General features: G+C 65.7%; 17 protein-coding genes. 10 read left to right on the forward strand and 7 right to left on the reverse strand.

Annotated elements, in window-relative coordinates; translation table 11 throughout:
• The first annotated feature begins 51 nt into the window (after positions 1 to 51).
• Both NKH51_RS05620 and NKH51_RS05625 read left to right on the forward strand, forming a co-directional pair.
• Positions 52 to 402 carry a DUF5658 family protein gene (locus NKH51_RS05620; RefSeq protein WP_254764266.1) on the forward strand — a complete coding sequence of 117 codons (351 nt, stop codon included), beginning with the start codon at positions 52 to 54 and terminating at the stop codon, positions 400 to 402.
• Positions 403 to 487: 85 nt separating this feature from the next.
• On the forward strand, positions 488 to 1,615 hold the full coding sequence (locus NKH51_RS05625) for a hypothetical protein (protein WP_254764267.1): 1,128 nt from the start codon (positions 488 to 490) through the stop codon (positions 1,613 to 1,615).
• Between the two features lie 16 nt (positions 1,616 to 1,631).
• Here NKH51_RS05625 and NKH51_RS05630 read toward each other — a convergent pair whose 3' ends face one another.
• The 3 genes from NKH51_RS05630 to NKH51_RS05640 are packed head-to-tail and all read right to left on the reverse strand — an operon-like array spanning position 1,632 to position 3,327.
• Positions 1,632 to 2,216 carry a PH domain-containing protein gene (locus NKH51_RS05630; protein ID WP_254764268.1) on the reverse strand — a complete coding sequence of 195 codons (585 nt, stop codon included), beginning with the start codon at positions 2,214 to 2,216 and terminating at the stop codon, positions 1,632 to 1,634.
• Positions 2,194 to 2,799, reverse strand: a complete 606-nt coding sequence (locus NKH51_RS05635; RefSeq protein ID WP_254764269.1) for a PH domain-containing protein — start codon at positions 2,797 to 2,799, stop codon at positions 2,194 to 2,196. The genes NKH51_RS05630 and NKH51_RS05635 overlap by 23 nt, the downstream gene beginning before the upstream one ends.
• A gap of 6 nt (positions 2,800 to 2,805) precedes the next feature.
• Positions 2,806 to 3,327, reverse strand: a complete 522-nt coding sequence (locus NKH51_RS05640) for a MaoC family dehydratase (RefSeq protein WP_254764270.1) — start codon at positions 3,325 to 3,327, stop codon at positions 2,806 to 2,808.
• A 159-nt stretch (positions 3,328 to 3,486) separates the two neighbouring features.
• On the opposite strand from NKH51_RS05640, the gene NKH51_RS05645 reads away from it, so the two are divergent.
• Complete coding sequence (locus NKH51_RS05645; RefSeq protein WP_254764271.1) at positions 3,487 to 3,879, forward strand: hypothetical protein; 393 nt, start codon at positions 3,487 to 3,489, stop codon at positions 3,877 to 3,879.
• A 66-nt stretch (positions 3,880 to 3,945) separates the two neighbouring features.
• Here the strand turns inward: NKH51_RS05645 and NKH51_RS05650 are convergent, their stop codons facing one another.
• Positions 3,946 to 5,346, reverse strand: coding sequence for an NAD-dependent succinate-semialdehyde dehydrogenase (locus NKH51_RS05650; protein WP_254764272.1), 1,401 nt, complete (start codon positions 5,344 to 5,346; stop codon positions 3,946 to 3,948).
• A gap of 121 nt (positions 5,347 to 5,467) precedes the next feature.
• Between NKH51_RS05650 and NKH51_RS05655 the strand changes: the two genes are divergently transcribed.
• The 4 genes from NKH51_RS05655 (at position 5,468) to NKH51_RS05670 (ending at position 8,872) form a co-directional block, all read left to right on the forward strand.
• Positions 5,468 to 5,701 (forward strand): DUF8106 domain-containing protein, encoded by a 234-nt coding sequence (locus NKH51_RS05655; protein ID WP_254764273.1) that lies wholly within the window; start codon positions 5,468 to 5,470, stop codon positions 5,699 to 5,701.
• Between the two features lie 48 nt (positions 5,702 to 5,749).
• The gene (locus NKH51_RS05660) at positions 5,750 to 6,610 is read left to right on the forward strand and encodes an HpcH/HpaI aldolase/citrate lyase family protein (RefSeq protein ID WP_254764274.1); all 861 of its coding nucleotides are present in this window, start codon (positions 5,750 to 5,752) and stop codon (positions 6,608 to 6,610) included.
• Positions 6,611 to 6,717: 107 nt separating this feature from the next.
• Positions 6,718 to 7,974 carry a Glu/Leu/Phe/Val family dehydrogenase gene (locus NKH51_RS05665; RefSeq protein WP_254764275.1) on the forward strand — a complete coding sequence of 419 codons (1,257 nt, stop codon included), beginning with the start codon at positions 6,718 to 6,720 and terminating at the stop codon, positions 7,972 to 7,974.
• 124 nt (positions 7,975 to 8,098) lie between these two features.
• A complete protein-coding gene (locus NKH51_RS05670; protein WP_254764276.1) occupies positions 8,099 to 8,872 on the forward strand; it encodes a DUF6517 family protein in 774 nt (257 codons plus the stop codon).
• Between the two features lie 99 nt (positions 8,873 to 8,971).
• Here the strand turns inward: NKH51_RS05670 and NKH51_RS05675 are convergent, their stop codons facing one another.
• Positions 8,972 to 10,114 (reverse strand): acyl-CoA dehydrogenase family protein, encoded by a 1,143-nt coding sequence (locus tag NKH51_RS05675; RefSeq protein ID WP_254764277.1) that lies wholly within the window; start codon positions 10,112 to 10,114, stop codon positions 8,972 to 8,974.
• A gap of 62 nt (positions 10,115 to 10,176) precedes the next feature.
• Positions 10,177 to 11,370: a DUF7544 domain-containing protein gene (locus NKH51_RS05680; protein WP_254764278.1), complete on the reverse strand. Its 1,194-nt coding sequence runs from the start codon at positions 11,368 to 11,370 to the stop codon at positions 10,177 to 10,179.
• 159 nt (positions 11,371 to 11,529) lie between these two features.
• On the opposite strand from NKH51_RS05680, the gene NKH51_RS05685 reads away from it, so the two are divergent.
• From NKH51_RS05685 to NKH51_RS05695, 3 genes are all read left to right on the forward strand, one after another.
• Positions 11,530 to 12,339, forward strand: coding sequence for an RIO1 family regulatory kinase/ATPase domain-containing protein (locus tag NKH51_RS05685; protein WP_254764279.1), 810 nt, complete (start codon positions 11,530 to 11,532; stop codon positions 12,337 to 12,339).
• A 379-nt stretch (positions 12,340 to 12,718) separates the two neighbouring features.
• Positions 12,719 to 14,299, forward strand: a complete 1,581-nt coding sequence (locus NKH51_RS05690) for an aldehyde dehydrogenase family protein (RefSeq protein ID WP_254764280.1) — start codon at positions 12,719 to 12,721, stop codon at positions 14,297 to 14,299.
• Between the two features lie 85 nt (positions 14,300 to 14,384).
• Positions 14,385 to 15,506 (forward strand): pyridoxal phosphate-dependent aminotransferase, encoded by a 1,122-nt coding sequence (locus NKH51_RS05695; RefSeq protein WP_254764281.1) that lies wholly within the window; start codon positions 14,385 to 14,387, stop codon positions 15,504 to 15,506.
• A 21-nt stretch (positions 15,507 to 15,527) separates the two neighbouring features.
• Here NKH51_RS05695 and NKH51_RS05700 read toward each other — a convergent pair whose 3' ends face one another.
• Entirely contained in the window at positions 15,528 to 16,094 is a 567-nt protein-coding gene (locus NKH51_RS05700; RefSeq protein WP_254764282.1) for a type 1 glutamine amidotransferase domain-containing protein, read from the reverse strand.
• Positions 16,095 to 16,177: the final 83 nt, after the last annotated feature.

A 16,177-nucleotide genomic window follows, 5' to 3' on the forward strand; every position in this document is an offset into this window, starting at 1 on the left:
GCGCCTGCTCCCAGCGGTACGGCGATCCGGTTCGACTCCGGCGGGGAGGCTATGAGTTCCGAGGGCGCGTTCCTGCGCCGTCGACTGCCCGGCGATATGACGCCCGTCCACCTCGAGCGACTGCTCTGGGCAGTCGTCGGGGTCGCCCTGATTGCCGACGTCCTGACAACGTTCGTCGGTCTCGAGTTAGGGCTGGCGGAGTCGAACCCGGCCGCTCGCGGGGCGATCGAGGGCTACGGTGTGGCAGGAATGCTCGGCCTGAAGGCGTTCGCGATCGGCGTCGGGCTTCTCTGTCGGCCCCTTCTCGAACAGGCCTACCGCCCCATCGTCCCGGCCGGACTCGCGGTGCCGTGGCTGGCCGCCGCACTGTTGAACCTCTATACGATCTCGCTGGTCCTCTGATTCGCTCTCAATTTCGCTGGTTCTGATAGCATCGCTCTCTCCGCATACCAGTAGATATATCAACATATTTTCTGTCGGTAGATGTATGAGGAGTTACCAAAACGGGACGAGACGACGATTGCTCCGCTACGCTGGCTCGGTCGGTGCCCTCGGATTGGCCGGCTGTCTCAGCGATTCCATCGACGACCCCGAAACGGACGGTGACGACGATTCCGAACCGCCAGCCCTCGCGTTCCCACCGGGGCTGACTGCCGACGGTCTCACCGATCCGGCGGCGCTGCTCGAAGCCCACAGGGACGCGGTGACGAAGACATCGTTTACCGCCATCTATACCGCGCACCGCCCCCGTACGTACCGAGGCGGCAGTGAAACGGCGTGGGTACAGGAAGCGCTCGATATCTGGGCCGAACCGGAGGCCGAACGCGTCGAGAAGGTTACCTACGAGTACGACAGCCGAGGCGAGCGCGAGCGAGACAGTGCCGTCTACATCGACGGCGACCGCGGTGCGACGACCGGCCTCGATTCCGTCACGCAACGCAGCGCCGACTCGGTGATCGAAGCGGCGCTCGAGCCGATCGGGAACTGGGTTCGACGCATCGAGGGCGAGTACGATGGGACGGCGACGATCGGAACGGAGCGAGTCCACCGCATCAGCGTGACCGGGATCGACGGCAAGAACGAGTTCGACGATGAGTTCACCGCCGGAGGAACAGTTCTCGTCGACGGAACGGGTCGAATTCGAAGCGTCCGGCTGCGACAGGCGGAGACCGCAGACGGGAGTTCCGATTTCAGCGTCGAGTTCGATTGCGACGATCTCGGCGAAACGACCGTCGTCCGTCCCGAGTGGGCCGACGAACTCGAGCCCGCCGGCATCACGGCCATCGAGTTAGAGCCAGGGACGGCGATCGATCTGTCCGCAGAGATTCCCGCCTGGGTCGGACTCGCTCCGGAACCGATCGCCGGCCTCGAGAATCCGCCGCTCGCCCTCGAATCGGGCGAATCCTACACGATCGGGTGGTCAGAGGGTGACGGCGCTGCGCACAACCTCCAGCTCAGAGACGAGAACGGCGATGTCGTCAACGGGCTCGAGACCGAGGTCACCACCGATCCCGCGGGAGAGCAGCGCCTCGAGTTCGTCGCGAGTGACGAACTGGCGAGCTACGCCTGCGAGCCACACGCACCGCTCATGAACGGCGATATCGAGGTTCGATAACGGGTCGCAGGCGGGATCAGCGCCGCTCGAGAAGGTGTCGCCACGCTCGAACCTCCTCGAGGACGGCCGTCCACTGCTCGCGGGAACCGGGCACCTCGCCGCCTGACAGGCGCTCGCGTTCCGCCTCGAGCCGGTCTCGAATCGCCGCGGGCTCTTCGACGTTCCAGAACGCGATCTCGGTGCCACCGGCCGTCTCGATCGTGACGGTCCCGTAGCCGACGAACCGCCCGATCGGGTCCTGCTCGACGGTCGTGTTCTGAATCCGCTCGAGGGAAACGGTCCGGACCGTTCGCCCGAGCACGCCGTGGCGGGTCGCTGCCACCGCGTCGGTGACGACAAACGCCGTCTTCGAGACGCGGGCGTACTGCCACAACGCCGGCGCGACGGCGAGTGGCACGCCGAGGACGGCGACGGCCGGCAGGAACTCGAGGCCCACCGCGGCGAGCAGTGCGATCGTCCCGGCGACGGCAAAGGCGGCCGACGGCAGCACGGTCTGAACCCGCGGTCCGCCCTGCCAGCGGATCTCCTCGTCGTCCTCGAGCGGGAGCCACTCCGGACCCGGGTCGACGGCCGCCGAGTCAGTCCGATCGGTCTTCGTCATACTCGTAGGGGGAGCCGCCATCGGTACCGTCTCCGGCGTACGCTCCAACGGTGTCGTCGTCCTCGAGTGCCGCGCGAATGCCCCGCAGCTCGGTGAGGATCTCAGCGAGCACGTCCTCGCTCGACTCGCCCTCTGCGGAGCCGCCGCGCTTGCGGTCGATCCGTTCGCTGATCCGCTGCTGGACGCCCTTCGGATCGGGGACCGCGCCGAACGACATCTCGACGCCGGAGCCGCCGGCGGTGCTGACCTCGACGTTCCCATATCCGAAGTGGGTTCCCAGAGCGCTCTGGCTGTAGGAGATGTCTTGCACCTTCTCGTGTTCGATCCGTTTGACGTCCCGCGAGAGGACGCCGGTCTTCTTGTACAGCGCCCGGTTCGTCACGACGTAGTGGGTGTTCGTAACCCGGAGGTACTCGCTCGCGATGATGACCAACCCGATCAGGACGAGCGAGAGCGGGATCCCGATGACCAGCGTCGGAATGAGCGTGCGTCGGTCCGGACCGCCGGCCCAGAGGATCTCCTCGCCGTTTTCGAGTGACAGCCACTCGAGGTCCGCGTCGGCGTCGATTGGGTCAGCACTCATGGTTGATCACTCCGCCTCCGCAGCGTGCTCGCGTTTCAGCGAAAGGACGGTTCGGTCGAATTCGCAGACGAGCGGTTCGTCCGCGCCTTCGGACGAGTCCGACGAGGTCCCGTTCGCGTCGCTCACGGGACAGTCGTTCGTCTTGAACGCCTCGACGTGCATCGTGACAACGCCGCGATCGCCGTCGCTGGTCTCGCGCTTGTCGGTGACCGTCGACTGCGCGCGGATCGTATCGCCGTGGAAGACCGGTGTCGGATGCTCGACATCGTCGTACGAGAGGTTCGCGACGATCGTCCCGTCGGTGGTTTCGGGGATCGAAACCCCCACGGCCAGACTCATCGTGTAGAGGCCGTTGACCAGCCGCTGGCCGAACTCGGTATCGGCCGCAAACTCGTGGTCGAGGTGCAGTGGCTGCTGATTCATCGTCATGTCACAAAACCGTTGGTTGTCGCTCTCGGAGATCGTCCGCCGGCGCTCGTGTTCGATCGTTTCGCCGACCGCGAACTCCTCGTAATACAGTCCCGTCATGGCTGTCCTGTCACACAGTGCCCATAAAAACGCGTCGGGCGCTCTCGCTCGAGCGGTCTTTTGCTACGCCACATCCCCTGCACCTGTTTTCAGCGACTCGACGGACCTATTCGTTTCATACAGACACCATTATGATGTTAGTTGTGAGAGTTGGATACCATGGTCTCTCGCGAACTGTTCGCCCAGCTCGGTGCCGTATCCCTCGCGGTCCTCGTCCTGTTGGTCGCCGCGTTCTTCGACATCGGAGTCGGTACGGGACCGGCCGCGATTGCGGTCGCCATACTCTTCAACGGCATCGTTTTCGGGGGTGCACACCTCTATCTCGCGCTTCGGGGCGACGATGGGATGATTCCGGTCGAGGCACAATGGCGGTACGTGGCGATGCTCTGTGGACTACCCGGTGGGGGAGCGCTCGTCGCCGTCAGCGATGGGACGTTCGCGACCGTCCCACTCAGGACGGTCGGGTTCGCGGTGATGGCGCTCGCGGTCGGCAGCTATCTCGTCACCGAAACGATCGCCAGTTACCGCGATACACTTCGAAGTAACGGATAGCGACGCCATCTCCACGCTCGTCTTCGATTAGATTTGAATAGTCTCCGCGGTCCTATTTACCTCGAGTTACTCGACCGACTCCGTCTCGTCGCCCGCGTCTTGTTGCACCCAGATCGTCTTCGTGTTGACGAACTCCCGGATCCCGTGTTCGGAGAGTTCCCGGCCGTAGCCCGAGTCCTTCACGCCGCCGAATGGCAGCCGGGGATCGGACTTGACGAGTTCGTTGACGAACGCCAGCCCGGACTCGAACTCGCGGGCGACGCGCTCGCCGCGCTCGAGATCCGCGGTCCAGACGCTCGCCCCCAGTCCGAAGCGGGTGTCGTTGGCTTTCTCGATCGCGGCCGCCTCGTCGGGCACGCGGAAGACGGTCGCGACGGGGCCGAACAGTTCCTCCCGGTCCGCGGGCGCGCCTTCGGGTACGTCGGTCAGTACCGTCGGCGGGTAGTACGCGCCGTCGCGGTCCATCGGCTCGCCGCCGAGTGCGACCTCGCCGCCTTTCTCGACGGTTTCCTCGACCTGCTCGTGGAGGTCCTCCATGAGGTCTTCGCGGGCCTGCGGGCCGATGTCGGTTTCCTCGTCCATCGGGTCGCCGACGACCTGCTCGTTCATCTCCTCGACGAACCGATCGACGAACTCGTCGTAGACCTCGTCGACCACGATAAATCGTTTCGCCGCGATACAGGACTGGCCGTTGTTGATCAGGCGGGCCTGAACCGCCGTCTCGACCGTTTCCTCCATCGGCGCGTCCTCGAGCACGACGAAGGGATCGCTCCCGCCCAGCTCGAGGACTGTCTTTTTCAGCTGGCTGCCGGCCGTTTCGGCGACCGCCCGGCCCGCGCCGTCGCTGCCCGTGAGGGTGACGCCCGCGATGCGGTCGTCTTCGATCACCGCTTCGATCTCGCCCGAGTCGATCAGCAGCGTGGTGAACGCGCCTTCGGGGAAGCCGGCCTCCTCGAAGATATCCTGAATGGCCTGCGCGCAGCCGGGGACGTTCGAGGCGTGTTTCAGCAGGCCGACGTTGCCCGCCGCGAGGTTGGGGACGGCAAACCGAAACACCTGCCAGAACGGGAAGTTCCAGGGCATGATTGCGAGGACCGGCCCGAGCGGCTGGTAGGCGACGACCGTCTTCGCGTCTTCGTCGCTCGCGATCACCTCGTCTTGTAGGTGTTCCGCGGCGGTTTCCGCGTAGTAGTCACAGAGCCAGGCGCACTTCTCGACCTCGCTGTGGGCTTGTGCGATGGGCTTGCCCATCTCCTCGGTCATCAGTTCCGCGTACTCGTCGGCGTTCTCCCGGAGCACCTCGCCCGCTCTCGCGACCAATCGCTGACGGGTCTCGATCGGCGTCTCGGACCACTCCTCGAAGGTCTCGGCCGCCCGTGCGATGCGCTCGTCGCGCTCCTCGCTCGATGTCTCCTCGAAGCGGTCGATTACGTCTCCCGTCGCCGGATTCGTACTCTCGATGGACACGCGGTGACCGACCACGACGAGCGGCTTAGTACGCGGGGCTGCCAACCAAAGGCCGCGCACTGTCCGTCACGATCGTTCGTCCCACACAACCCCTATTCGCCTCGAGCCCCTACTGATGATCATGTCTACCTACACGTACCACGACGATTCGCAGCCGCCCCCAGAGCGGCGAAAGGCCGTCCTCTTCTGCCCCGAGTGTGGCCACGAGGCCCGGCTGACCGACGACTGGAACACGACGACGGAACGGGGCGATCGATTGCTCGTCTGTCCCATCTGTGAAACGGTCGTCGACCGACGGTCGGAGACGAAGTGCGATCCGCTCGAAGCGGCGTACTCCGAACGACCCCCTTCTTAATCGCGTTCGAGCCCTACGGCTTTATTCGTGGACGGACGAGCGAACGGTATGGTCCGAAGAAGCGCGTTATTCACACCCGGTGATCGGCCCGAGATGTGCCACAAAGCTCCCGAAGCGGGAGCGGACGTAATCATCTTCGACCTCGAGGACGCCGTCGCCCCGCAGTCCAAAGGCGAAGCCCGCAGAGCCGTCCGCGACATACTGACCGACCCCGACTTCGATCCCGACTGCGAGGTCTGCGTTCGCGTGAACGCAGCCGACGACGTTCGGGCGGACGATCTCGAGGCCCTGCTCGAAACCGGGGTCCCTGACGCGCTCGAGAGTCTCATGCTCCCGAAGGTCGGCTCGGCCGACGACGTTCGGGGACTCGCCGAGGCTCTCGAGGCCGGCGGCGCGTCGCTGCCGATCTTCGCGTTGCTCGAGAGCGCCGCCGGAATCCTCGCAGCGCCGGAGATCGCAGCGGTTCCCGCCACCGACGCGCTGGTCTTCGGCGCGGAGGACCTGGCAGCGGATATCGGTGCGACCCGGACGGCCGAAGGGACGGAGGTGCTCTATGCGCGGGAACGCGTCGTGATCGCGGCGGCGGCCGCCGACTGCGCGGCGATCGACACGATCGTCTCAGACTTCGAGGACGAGGCCGCGCTCCGCGCGGACGCCGACTTCGCGGTGGGGCTCGGCTACGACGGCAAACTCGCGATCCACCCTGCACAGGTCGGGCCGATCAACGAGGCGTTCACGCCCGCGCCCGCTGAACGAGAGTGGGCCGAGCGCGTCCTCGAGGCCAAGCGCGAAGCGGACGCCGAGGGACGGGGCGTCTTCGCGGTCGACGGCGAGATGATCGACGCGCCGCTGATCGCTCGAGCCGAGCGGATCAGAGACCGGGCCGCGGCCGCCGCGGACGAAAAGTGACTGAACGGTCAATATAAAAGGACGTTACGCCATCCTATGTGTGCCCCTATCTCATTCCATGATAGATATTCGCTACGCTTATCCCGCGCTCTCTGGAACTTCCTCTTATGAGCGAGGAAGCCAATCCGTTCGAGAGCCTGCAATCACAGATCGACGACGCTGCGGCCTACCTCGATGTCGGTGACGACGTGATCGAGCGGCTCAAACACCCCGAGCGAGTCCTCGAGACGAATCTCACGATCGAGCGCGACGACGGCACCCTCGAGCGGTTCAAGGCCTTCCGCTCGCAGTTCAACGGCGACCGCGGGCCGTACAAGGGCGGCATTCGATACCACCCGCAGGTATCCCGCGACGAGGTCAAGGCGCTGTCGGGCTGGATGACCTACAAGACCGCGATCGTCGACATCCCGCTCGGCGGAGGGAAAGGCGGTATCGTCGTCGATCCCGACGACTACTCCGAAGCGGAACTCGAGCGCCTCACCCGCTCGTTCGCCAAGGAGATTCGCCCCATGATCGGCGCGGACCGCGACGTGCCAGCGCCAGACGTGAACACGGGCCAGCGGGAGATGAACTGGATCAAGGACACCTACGAGACCTTAGAGAACACGACCGAGCCCGGCGTCATCACGGGCAAGGCGCTCGATTCGGGCGGCAGCGAGGGCCGCGTCGAGGCCACCGGCCGCTCGACGGTTCTCGCCGCGCGCGAGGCGTTCGACTACCTCGATAAGGACCTCCAGGGGGCGACCGTCGCCGTCCAGGGGTACGGCAACGCCGGCTGGATCGCCGCGAAACTGATCGACGAAATGGGCGCGACCGTCGTCGCCGCCAGCGACTCGAGTGGCGGCATCCACAACCCCGACGGCTTCGATCCGGTCGGGGCCAAGCAGCACAAAAACGAGACCGGCAGCGTCGTCGGCTACGACGAGAGCGAGGAGGAACTCACCAACGACGAGGTGCTCACCCTCGACGTCGACCTGCTGATCCCCGCCGCACTCGAGAACGCGATCGACGAGGACCTTGCCAAAGACGTGAACGCCGATGTCGTCGTGGAGGCCGCAAACGGGCCGCTGACCCCCGCGGCCGACGATGTGCTCGAGGAGAAGGACGTCTTCATCGTCCCGGACATCCTCGCGAACGCGGGCGGTGTCACCGTCTCGTACTTCGAGTGGGTCCAGAACCGCCAGCGCTTCTACTGGTCCGAAGAGCGCGTCAACGACGAACTCGAGACGGTCATCGTCGACGCCTTCGACGCCCTCGTCGAGGCCTACGAGGAGAACGACCTCGAGAATCCCCGCACCGCTGCCTACGTCGTCGCGATCCAGCGCGTCGCCGACGCCTTCGAAGAAGCCGGCAGCTGGCCCTGACCGGCCGGTCGGCTATCGGGTCGAACCGTAGCCCGTTCCGGCTTCGTCGACCTATTAGTTCTGCTTTGATACACAGTCGTCGTTCCAATAAACACTTACCAACTCAACCATCAGTTGCAGGGAGATGAATCGACGACGCATGCTGGCCGGGATCGGAACCACCGGTCTCGCCGGCCTGTCCGGCTGTCTGGGAGTGATCGGCATGGCCAACCACGAGTCCGTTCCTGCGGGGGTCGAGGCCGGTGTTCGCGAGGAAACGGGGTACGAACAGACCGCCGTCGAGGAGATCGGCGTCGAGAAAGAGGTTCCCGGCGGCGGGCTTACCGGGACCGTCTCGGTCACGAACCACATGACGACCCACGAGAAGTCCGTCGACATGGGCCCGCTGGGAAGCCGGCGCGGAGCCGTGTTCAACGTCCTGACGACGCCGAAGGTCACACTCCTCGGCAAACAGTTCAACCCCGTCGAGGAGATGTCGACCAAGGAACTCGTCGAACTCGTCGCGAACAACTACAACGGTATCGAGAACATCTCGCACGACGAGGACGACGAACTCTCGGTCCTCGGGGAGACGACGACGCAGTCGCGGTTCACCGCCGACGCGAAATTTGACGGGCAGAGCGTTTCGGTCGACCTCCACGTCACCAAGGCCGTCGAAGCCAACGGCGACCTGCTCGTGACGATCGGCGTCTATCCCGAGGAGCTTCGGATCCAGGAAGACCCCAACGTCGCTGCGCTCGCCGAGGCGGTGACGACCGATGTCGATGAGGGCGCCTCGAGCGGCGGCTCGAGCTCCGAAGACGGAGGTAACGAGAACAGCGGTGATTCCAATAGTACGGACGAGAAGAGCAAAGACGGCAATCAGAGCGACGGAGACGACGGCGGCGTGCTCGGCTGAGCGGCGAGCGCTGGCACGCATCTCCGACTCGAGCCGGCGGCCGATCCGTGTCAGGTCTACGCCGGGTTCGCAGCCGATCCGCGTGCGACCGAGAGCCGATCAGAGGCCGAGTTCGCGACCGATGACGAGGTGTTGGATCTCGCTCGTCCCTTCGCCGATCTCCATGAGTTTCGCGTCGCGATAGAAGCGTTGCGGGGCGAAATCGGTAGTGTAGCCGTAGCCGCCGAGCACCTGAACGGCGTCTTCGGCGACCTCGCGGGCTGCTTCGCTCGCGTCGAGTTTCGCGAGCGCCGATTCCTTGGTCACGGGCTCGCCTCGATCGTATTTCCGGGCGGCCTGCCGGGTGAGCAATCGTGCACGCTCCGTCTTGCGGTACATGTCGACGACCGTATCCCGGATCGCGTCGAACTCGCTGATCGGCTGGCCGAACTGTTCCCGTTCCTTACTGTAGGTTTTCGCGTGTTCGTAGGCCCCCTGTGCGAGCCCCGTCGAGAGCGCGGCGATCGAGATCCGACCGCCGTCCAAGGTCTTTTTCGTCTGCTCCCAGCCGTCGCCCTCGTCGCCGAGCAGGCGCTCTTCCGGCAGGCGCACGTCCTCGAGCGTGATCTCACAGGTCGGCGAGGCGTTGAGCCCCATCTTCTCCCAGACCGTCGTCACCTCGAAACCGTCGTCTTCGCGGGGGTCGACGATGAACGTCGAGATGCCGTCATAGCCCGCATCGGGGTCGGTCACCGCTTTGACGAGGATCGAGCCCGCCTCGGAGGCGTTCGTGATGAACTGTTTGGTCCCGTTGAGGACCCACTCGTCGCCCGCTCGTTCGGCTCGAGTGTCCATGTCGGAGGCGTCGGAGCCGCTGTCGGGTTCGGTCAGCGCCCAGCCGCCGACGTACTCGCCCTCGGCGAGCGGGCGCAGCCAGCGTTCCTTCTGGGCGTCGGTGCCGAACAGTTCGATCGGTTTCGACGCCAGCGAGGTGTGTGCGACGTAGGAGAGCCCGATCGCGCCCGAAACGCGCCCGAGTTCCTCGGCGACCAGCGCGTACATCAGCGTATCGCCGCCGAGGCCGCCGTACTCCTCGGCGATCGGGACGCCCATCATATCCAGTTCGGCCAGTTGATCGAAGATCTCCGCGGGGAACCGGTGCTCGTCTTCGATCTCCTGGGCGATCGGCTCGATCTCCGTCTCGCAGAAGTCCCTGACGGTCTCCCGGACCATCCGATACTCGTCGGGCAGATCGACGGCCATACGTGATACTCGGTGGCACTCGGGATAAGCCCACTGCCGAAACTCGGTCTCCGAACGCGGGACTACCGCCAGCTGCCGTCTTCGTCGCCGTTGTCGGTTTCGTCGCCGTTGTCGGTTTCGTCGTCCCAGCCGCTCGAGCTACCCCAGTCGCGTTCGTCGTCCGGATCGTCCTGACTGCGGTCCTCGTCCCAGCCGGTCTCGTCGTCGAACTCGTCGGGCCGGGTCGTCGGGTCGTCTTCGTCCGGTCGGTCGCGCCACTCCGCCGTGCCCTCGCGGGCCGCCACACGCTGGTCGGGGATCAGGTCCAGTTCGTCGTCGGTGTCGCCGAGCACCAACAGCGCGTAGTACTGGAAGTACGACGCGATCGGGGCCCAGACCGCGCCCAGCAAGAGCAGGCCGAACACTGCGCCGAGCAGCCCGACAGGAATCGAGAGGAGGACGCCGAGCGGGCCCAGCGCGATGACGAGGAGTGCGATGACGAGGACGAACGGGATCGCGAGGACGATCGCCGCAATTCCGGCGACGATCCAGACGGCGGAGGCGATCACGAGTTGCAGGATCCAGACCAACAGGAGATAGACGACGTACTCGGTCCAGTTCGACCGGAACGTCGCCCAGAACCGACCCCAGGCGTCGAGAACGCCTCGGTCCTCGAGCAGCATGATCGGTGCGACGAACGCCGCGGTGAACTGCATCGAGATCCCGTAGAGCAATCCGACGACGATCGCGTACGGGATGAACGCCAGCACGGAGCCGACCGTGAGCGCGCCCTGCCCGCCCGTCGCCAGGAGGACGATGAGCAGAATCGGTACGCCGAGGAGGAGTAGCACCAGCAGCCCGAGTCCGATTCGGAACAGAAACAGCCACAGGCCGCGGCCGGTGTTGGCCCCGAAGTAGCGTCTAATGTGGACCTCGCCCGACCGAAGCGACTCGAGGAAGACGAACGTCATGACGGCCGAGAGGAATTCGTAGCCGAGCCAGAGCACGAGGAAGATCCCGAGTGCGATGAGTCCCCACAACAGGAGTTGCGAGGTCGGCACGTCGCTCTCGATCCCCGTCGGGGCATCGTCTTGAACCGGATCGTCGGTCACCACGCCGGCGTTTCCGCCCCCGCCGCCGAACGCCGGTCCGCCGGCTCCGAACGAGCTCACGAACAGCACGACGACTGCGAGCCGAAGCCACTGTCCCCGATCGATTGGCGTGAAAAACTCCCGAGTGACGTCGATCGCGTCACTGAGATCATCTATAGCGAACATATCTCTCTGATACCATGTTGACAGTGATAGTAGTTCTGCATTTTCCTCTGAAATACCCGGATCGCGGTGTATCACTCGGAGAAATACATCGCCGATCACTCACGTTCTGCCGGTGTCACTTCGAGACGCATTTAACGCGGCCGGCCGTGACACCGAGATATGGACATCCGCCGGCTCGCACGCGGGACCGTCGAGTGGAGCCGCCTCGAGCGCGTCGCTCGCACGCTGGCGGAACGGTACGACCGCGAGACGGTCCGCGTGGAGTTCCTCGAGGCAGACAACTGGCTCTCGACGCCCTGCGTTATCGACGATCAGTGGTTCGTCAAGGTCGTCTCCCGGCAGAACGCGCTGGTCCACGCCGTCCTGACGACCGGCCGGAACGTCGGCGCGTTCTCCTCGGGCACGGAGGGCTTTTTCGACCGGTTCGACACGCCCCGCGAGATGGTCGAACACGAGTACGAGGCGACCGAGCGGATGCGCGAGATCGGCGTCAACGCGCCCCGGCCCATCGATGCCTTCGAGGTGAACGGGCTCGGCGTCCTCGTCCTCGAGTATCTCCCCGATTTCGAATCGCTCGACGACGTCTCCGACGACGTGGTCGCGGAACGTGCCCCGGAGCTGTTCGAGATGCTCGCGACGCTGCACGACCACGGCCTCGCTCACGGCGACCTGCGGGCCGAAAACATCCTGCTCTGTGACGACGAGTTCTACTTCATCGACGCAACCAGCGTCCACGACGACCGGGTCGACGAGACGACCGCCTACGACCTGGCCTGCGCGCTGGCGCTCCTCGAGCCACGGATCGGCCCGCGCGAGGCCGTCGACGCGGCCGCGACTGCCTACGACGGCGACACGCTGCTCTCGGCGCGGGGGTTCCTCGATTTCGTCCGGCTTCGGCCCGATCACGAGTTCGACTCGACGACACTGCGCAGCGAACTCGAGAAAGCGGCCGACCTGAACGAGCGGTGAGCATCGGCGGCCCGTCGCCGTCTCACCGACGACGTCGGCAAGCGGGTCGAAACCGCGAACGGCGAGCCGATCGGCTCCGTTACGATGCCCGAAGCGGAGACCACCTACGTCGACGCCAACGAGGACGGAGAGTGCGATTCAGGCGATCCTCGAGTCCGACTCCGGCCTCGGCTCGAATCGGAGATCACGACGGACGTGCCGGGGGCCGCGGCGGATAACCGACGGTCTCGAGTCTCGGCGGCCGACCGTCAGTATCGCGTCTCGGCCGATCGGTCCGAAAGGGGCCGATCGAGACCGTTTCCGGACGCCGTTCCCGCGACTCATTCGTCACATGTGAACTACCAGCAGGATTTTCACCGCGCCCGTCCTCCCTCCGAGTATGAGCCAGCAAGTCACCGAACAGGTACGCGGTCACTACATCGGCGGCGAGTGGACGGACGGGGGCGGCGAGACGTTCGAGAGCGAGAACCCCGCGACCGGAGAGACGCTGGCGACGTTCGAACGCGGGACGGAGGCGGACGTGGACGCGGCGCTCGAGGCCGCCGAGGAGGCCTTCGAGGAGTGGCGCGACCTGTCGTACATCGACCGCGCGGAGTACCTCTGGGACATCTACCACGAGCTACGGGACCGCCACGAGGAACTCGGCGAGATCGTCTCGAAGGAGTGCGGGAAGGAGATCTCCGAAGGAAAGGCGGACGTGACCGAGGCCTGGCACATGGTCGAGTGGGCGGCGGGCAACGCGCGCCATCCTCACGGCGACGTGGTCCCCTCCGAAGTCGCGGGCAAGGACTCCTATATGCGGCGCAAGCCGCGGGGCGTGGTCGGCTGTATCACGCCGTGGAACTTCCCGGTCGCGATCCCGTTCTGGCACATGGCCATCGCACTGGTCGAGGGCAACACCGTCGTCTGGAAACCCGCCGAGCAGACGCCGTGGTGTGGCCACGTCATCGCCGAGATGATGGACGACGCCGGCGTTCCCGAGGGCGTCTTCAACATGATCCAGGGCTTCGGCGACGCCGGCGAGGCGATCACGGACGACGAACGCGTCGACACCGTACTCTTTACCGGCTCCGCGGCGGTCGGCCACGAGATCGCGGGGAAGGTCGGCGGCGAGCCCGGCAAGCTGGCGGCCTGTGAGATGGGCGGCAAGAACGGGATCGTCGTCACCGAGAAAGCGGACATGGACACCGCGGTCCACGCGGCGATCATGTCGAGCTTCAAGACGACTGGCCAGCGCTGCGTCTCGAGCGAGCGCCTGATCGTCCACGAAGACGTCTACGACGAGTTCAAAGACCGGTTCGTCGACGTCGCCGAGGATATTTCGGTCGGCGATCCGCTCGAGGAAGACACCTTCATGGGCCCGGCGATCGAGGCCGACCACGTCGAGAAGATCCGCCGGCACAACGACCTCGCACGCGAGGAGGGTGCGACCGTGCTCGTCGACCGGTTCGAACTCGAGGACCAGGAGATCCCCGAGGGGCACGAGGACGGGGCGGCTACTGCCGCCGATGGTGAGCGTAGCGGCAGCTACGCGAACGGCCACTGGGTCGGCCCGTTCGTCTACGAGATCGACTACGAGCCCGACCTGCGCTGTCTGAACGAGGAGTGTTTCGGCCCGCACGTCGCGTTGCTCGAGTACGCCGGCGACGTCGAGGACGCGGTCGAAATCCACAACGATACCCCCTACGGGCTGGCGGGGGCGATCATCTCGGAAGACTACCGTCAGCTCAACTACTTCCGGGATCACGCCGAGGTAGGGCTCGCGTACGCGAACCTCCCGTGTATCGGCGCGGAGGTCCAGCTCCCCTTCGGCGGCGTCAAAAAGTCCGGCAACGGCTATCCAAGCGCCCGCGAGGCCATCGAGGCCGTCACCGAGCGCACCGCCTGGACGATGAACAACGCCGACGAGATCGAGATGGCACAGGGCCTCTCGGCGGATATCAAGACCTCCGAAGACTGACCACGCTCGAGCGGCCCCGCCGTCGACCGCGGCGCGACTCGCCGGACCATCAAGAGTTATCGGGGTCGACGCCACCCGTATAGCCATGACCGAGTTCGCAGACCGAGTCGAGCAGGTGTCGATCAGCGGCATCCGCAAGGTGTTCGAGGCCGCCGGCGACGACGCGATCAACCTCGGGCTCGGCCAGCCCGACTTCCCGACGCCGGCCCACGCCCGCCGCGGGGCGATCGAGGCCATCGAGTCCGGCCAGGTCGACGCCTACACTTCCAACAAGGGAACGCCGCAGCTTCGGGAGGCGATCTCGGCGAAGTACGACCGCGACTACGGCCTCGAGGTCGACCCCGCCGACGTGATCGCCACCTCGGGCGGCAGCGAGGCCTTACACATCGCGCTCGAGGCCCACGTCGACCCCGGCGAGGAAGTGATCTTCCCGGATCCCGGCTTCGTCTCCTACGACGCGTTGACCCGGATCGCCGACGGGAGGCCCAAACCCGTTCCGCTGCGCGAGGACCTCACCCTCGACCCCGCGACGGTCGAGGACGCCATCACGGAGGAGACGGCGGCGTTCGTCGTCAACAGCCCCGCCAACCCGACGGGCGCGGTTCAAAGCGAGGACGATATGCGCGAGTTCGCCCGCATCGCGGACGAACACGACGTGCTCTGTCTCTCCGACGAGGTGTACGAGCACATCGTCTTCGAGGGCGAACACCACTCGCCGCTCGAGTTCGCCGAGACGGACAACGTGGTCGTCATAAGCGCCTGCTCGAAGACTTATTCGATGACCGGCTGGCGGCTCGGCTGGGTCGTCGCCTCGAATCGCCGGATCGAGCGCATGCTCCGGGTCCACCAGTACGGGCAGGCTTGTGCCTCCGCGCCCGCGCAGTTCGCCGCCGAGGCCGCCCTGACCGGTCCGCAGGAGCCGGTCCAGGAGATGGTCGAGACCTTCGAGGAACGGCGGGATCTCGTACTCGACGGGCTCACGGACGCCGGCCTCGAGGTGCCCACCCCCCAGGGAGCCTTCTACGCGATGCCGAAGGTCCCCGAGGGCTGGTGCGACGAAGTGATCGACCGCGGCGTCGTCGTCGTCCCCGGCGACGCGTTCGGCTCGAACGGCGAGGGCTACGCGCGACTCTCGTACGCAACCGGCACCGAGGAGCTAAAAGAAGCGCTCGAGATCATCGACGACGCGACTCGAGCCGTTCGATAGCGGGTCTCGTTTTGGGCGGAATCAGTCACTCCGTGCCGCGAACTCCTCGACGATCGTCTCGCAAAAGGCCTCGAGATCGTCCGGGTTTCGGCTCGTCACCAGTCCGTCGTCGGTGACGACTTCCTCGTCGACCCACTCGCCGCCCGCGTTTCGGAGGTCCGACTCGAGGCTGTGATACGAGGTCAGGGTCCGTCCCTCGACGGCGTCGGCTTCGAGCAGCGTCCACGGGCCGTGACAGATTACGCCCGCCGGCTTGCCGTCCGCGAGGTGCGCTTCGAGCAGTTCGACGCCGTCCTCGTCGGTCCGGAGTGTGTCCGCGCCGACGGTGCCGCCCGGGACGATCAGCGCGTCGTAGTCGTCCGCGGCGACCTCGTCGAACGTTTCGTCCACCGCGTAGGACTCGCTCTCCTCGAGGTCGTCGTTGACCGTCCGGCCCTCGCCCGGCTCGCTACCGAGCACGTCGACCGTCGCGCCGGCGTCGGCGACGGCGTCTCTCGATTCGGTGAACTCGATCTCTTCGGTCCCTTCGGGTGCGAGGAAGACGCCGACCGTCGCGCCCTCGAGCGGCTGGCTGTTGGATTCGTTCACGCTACGAGGGACGGGCGGCGTGCGGACAAGGATTCGACTTGCTCGTGCAACAGTGCCGGGCGTCGAAGCCTCTTCCAGCGTCC

The organism is Natrinema marinum (assembly GCF_024296685.1).
GTDB lineage: Archaea > Halobacteriota > Halobacteria > Halobacteriales > Natrialbaceae > Natrinema > Natrinema marinum.

Coding starts and splice junctions, on each gene's coding strand:
- NKH51_RS05660 (WP_254764274.1), top strand. CDS start 5,750: ATGGTCCGAAGAAGCGCGTTATTCACACCCGGTGATCGGCCCGAGATG.
- NKH51_RS05665 (WP_254764275.1), top strand. CDS start 6,718: ATGAGCGAGGAAGCCAATCCGTTCGAGAGCCTGCAATCACAGATCGAC.
- NKH51_RS05675 (WP_254764277.1), bottom strand. CDS start 10,114: ATGGCCGTCGATCTGCCCGACGAGTATCGGATGGTCCGGGAGACCGTC.
- NKH51_RS05620 (WP_254764266.1), top strand. CDS start 52: ATGAGTTCCGAGGGCGCGTTCCTGCGCCGTCGACTGCCCGGCGATATG.
- NKH51_RS05680 (WP_254764278.1), bottom strand. CDS start 11,370: ATGTTCGCTATAGATGATCTCAGTGACGCGATCGACGTCACTCGGGAG.
- NKH51_RS05645 (WP_254764271.1), top strand. CDS start 3,487: ATGGTCTCTCGCGAACTGTTCGCCCAGCTCGGTGCCGTATCCCTCGCG.
- NKH51_RS05630 (WP_254764268.1), bottom strand. CDS start 2,216: ATGACGAAGACCGATCGGACTGACTCGGCGGCCGTCGACCCGGGTCCG.
- NKH51_RS05685 (WP_254764279.1), top strand. CDS start 11,530: ATGGACATCCGCCGGCTCGCACGCGGGACCGTCGAGTGGAGCCGCCTC.
- NKH51_RS05655 (WP_254764273.1), top strand. CDS start 5,468: ATGTCTACCTACACGTACCACGACGATTCGCAGCCGCCCCCAGAGCGG.
- NKH51_RS05635 (WP_254764269.1), bottom strand. CDS start 2,799: ATGAGTGCTGACCCAATCGACGCCGACGCGGACCTCGAGTGGCTGTCA.
- NKH51_RS05695 (WP_254764281.1), top strand. CDS start 14,385: ATGACCGAGTTCGCAGACCGAGTCGAGCAGGTGTCGATCAGCGGCATC.
- NKH51_RS05670 (WP_254764276.1), top strand. CDS start 8,099: ATGAATCGACGACGCATGCTGGCCGGGATCGGAACCACCGGTCTCGCC.
- NKH51_RS05640 (WP_254764270.1), bottom strand. CDS start 3,327: ATGACGGGACTGTATTACGAGGAGTTCGCGGTCGGCGAAACGATCGAA.
- NKH51_RS05690 (WP_254764280.1), top strand. CDS start 12,719: ATGAGCCAGCAAGTCACCGAACAGGTACGCGGTCACTACATCGGCGGC.
- NKH51_RS05625 (WP_254764267.1), top strand. CDS start 488: ATGAGGAGTTACCAAAACGGGACGAGACGACGATTGCTCCGCTACGCT.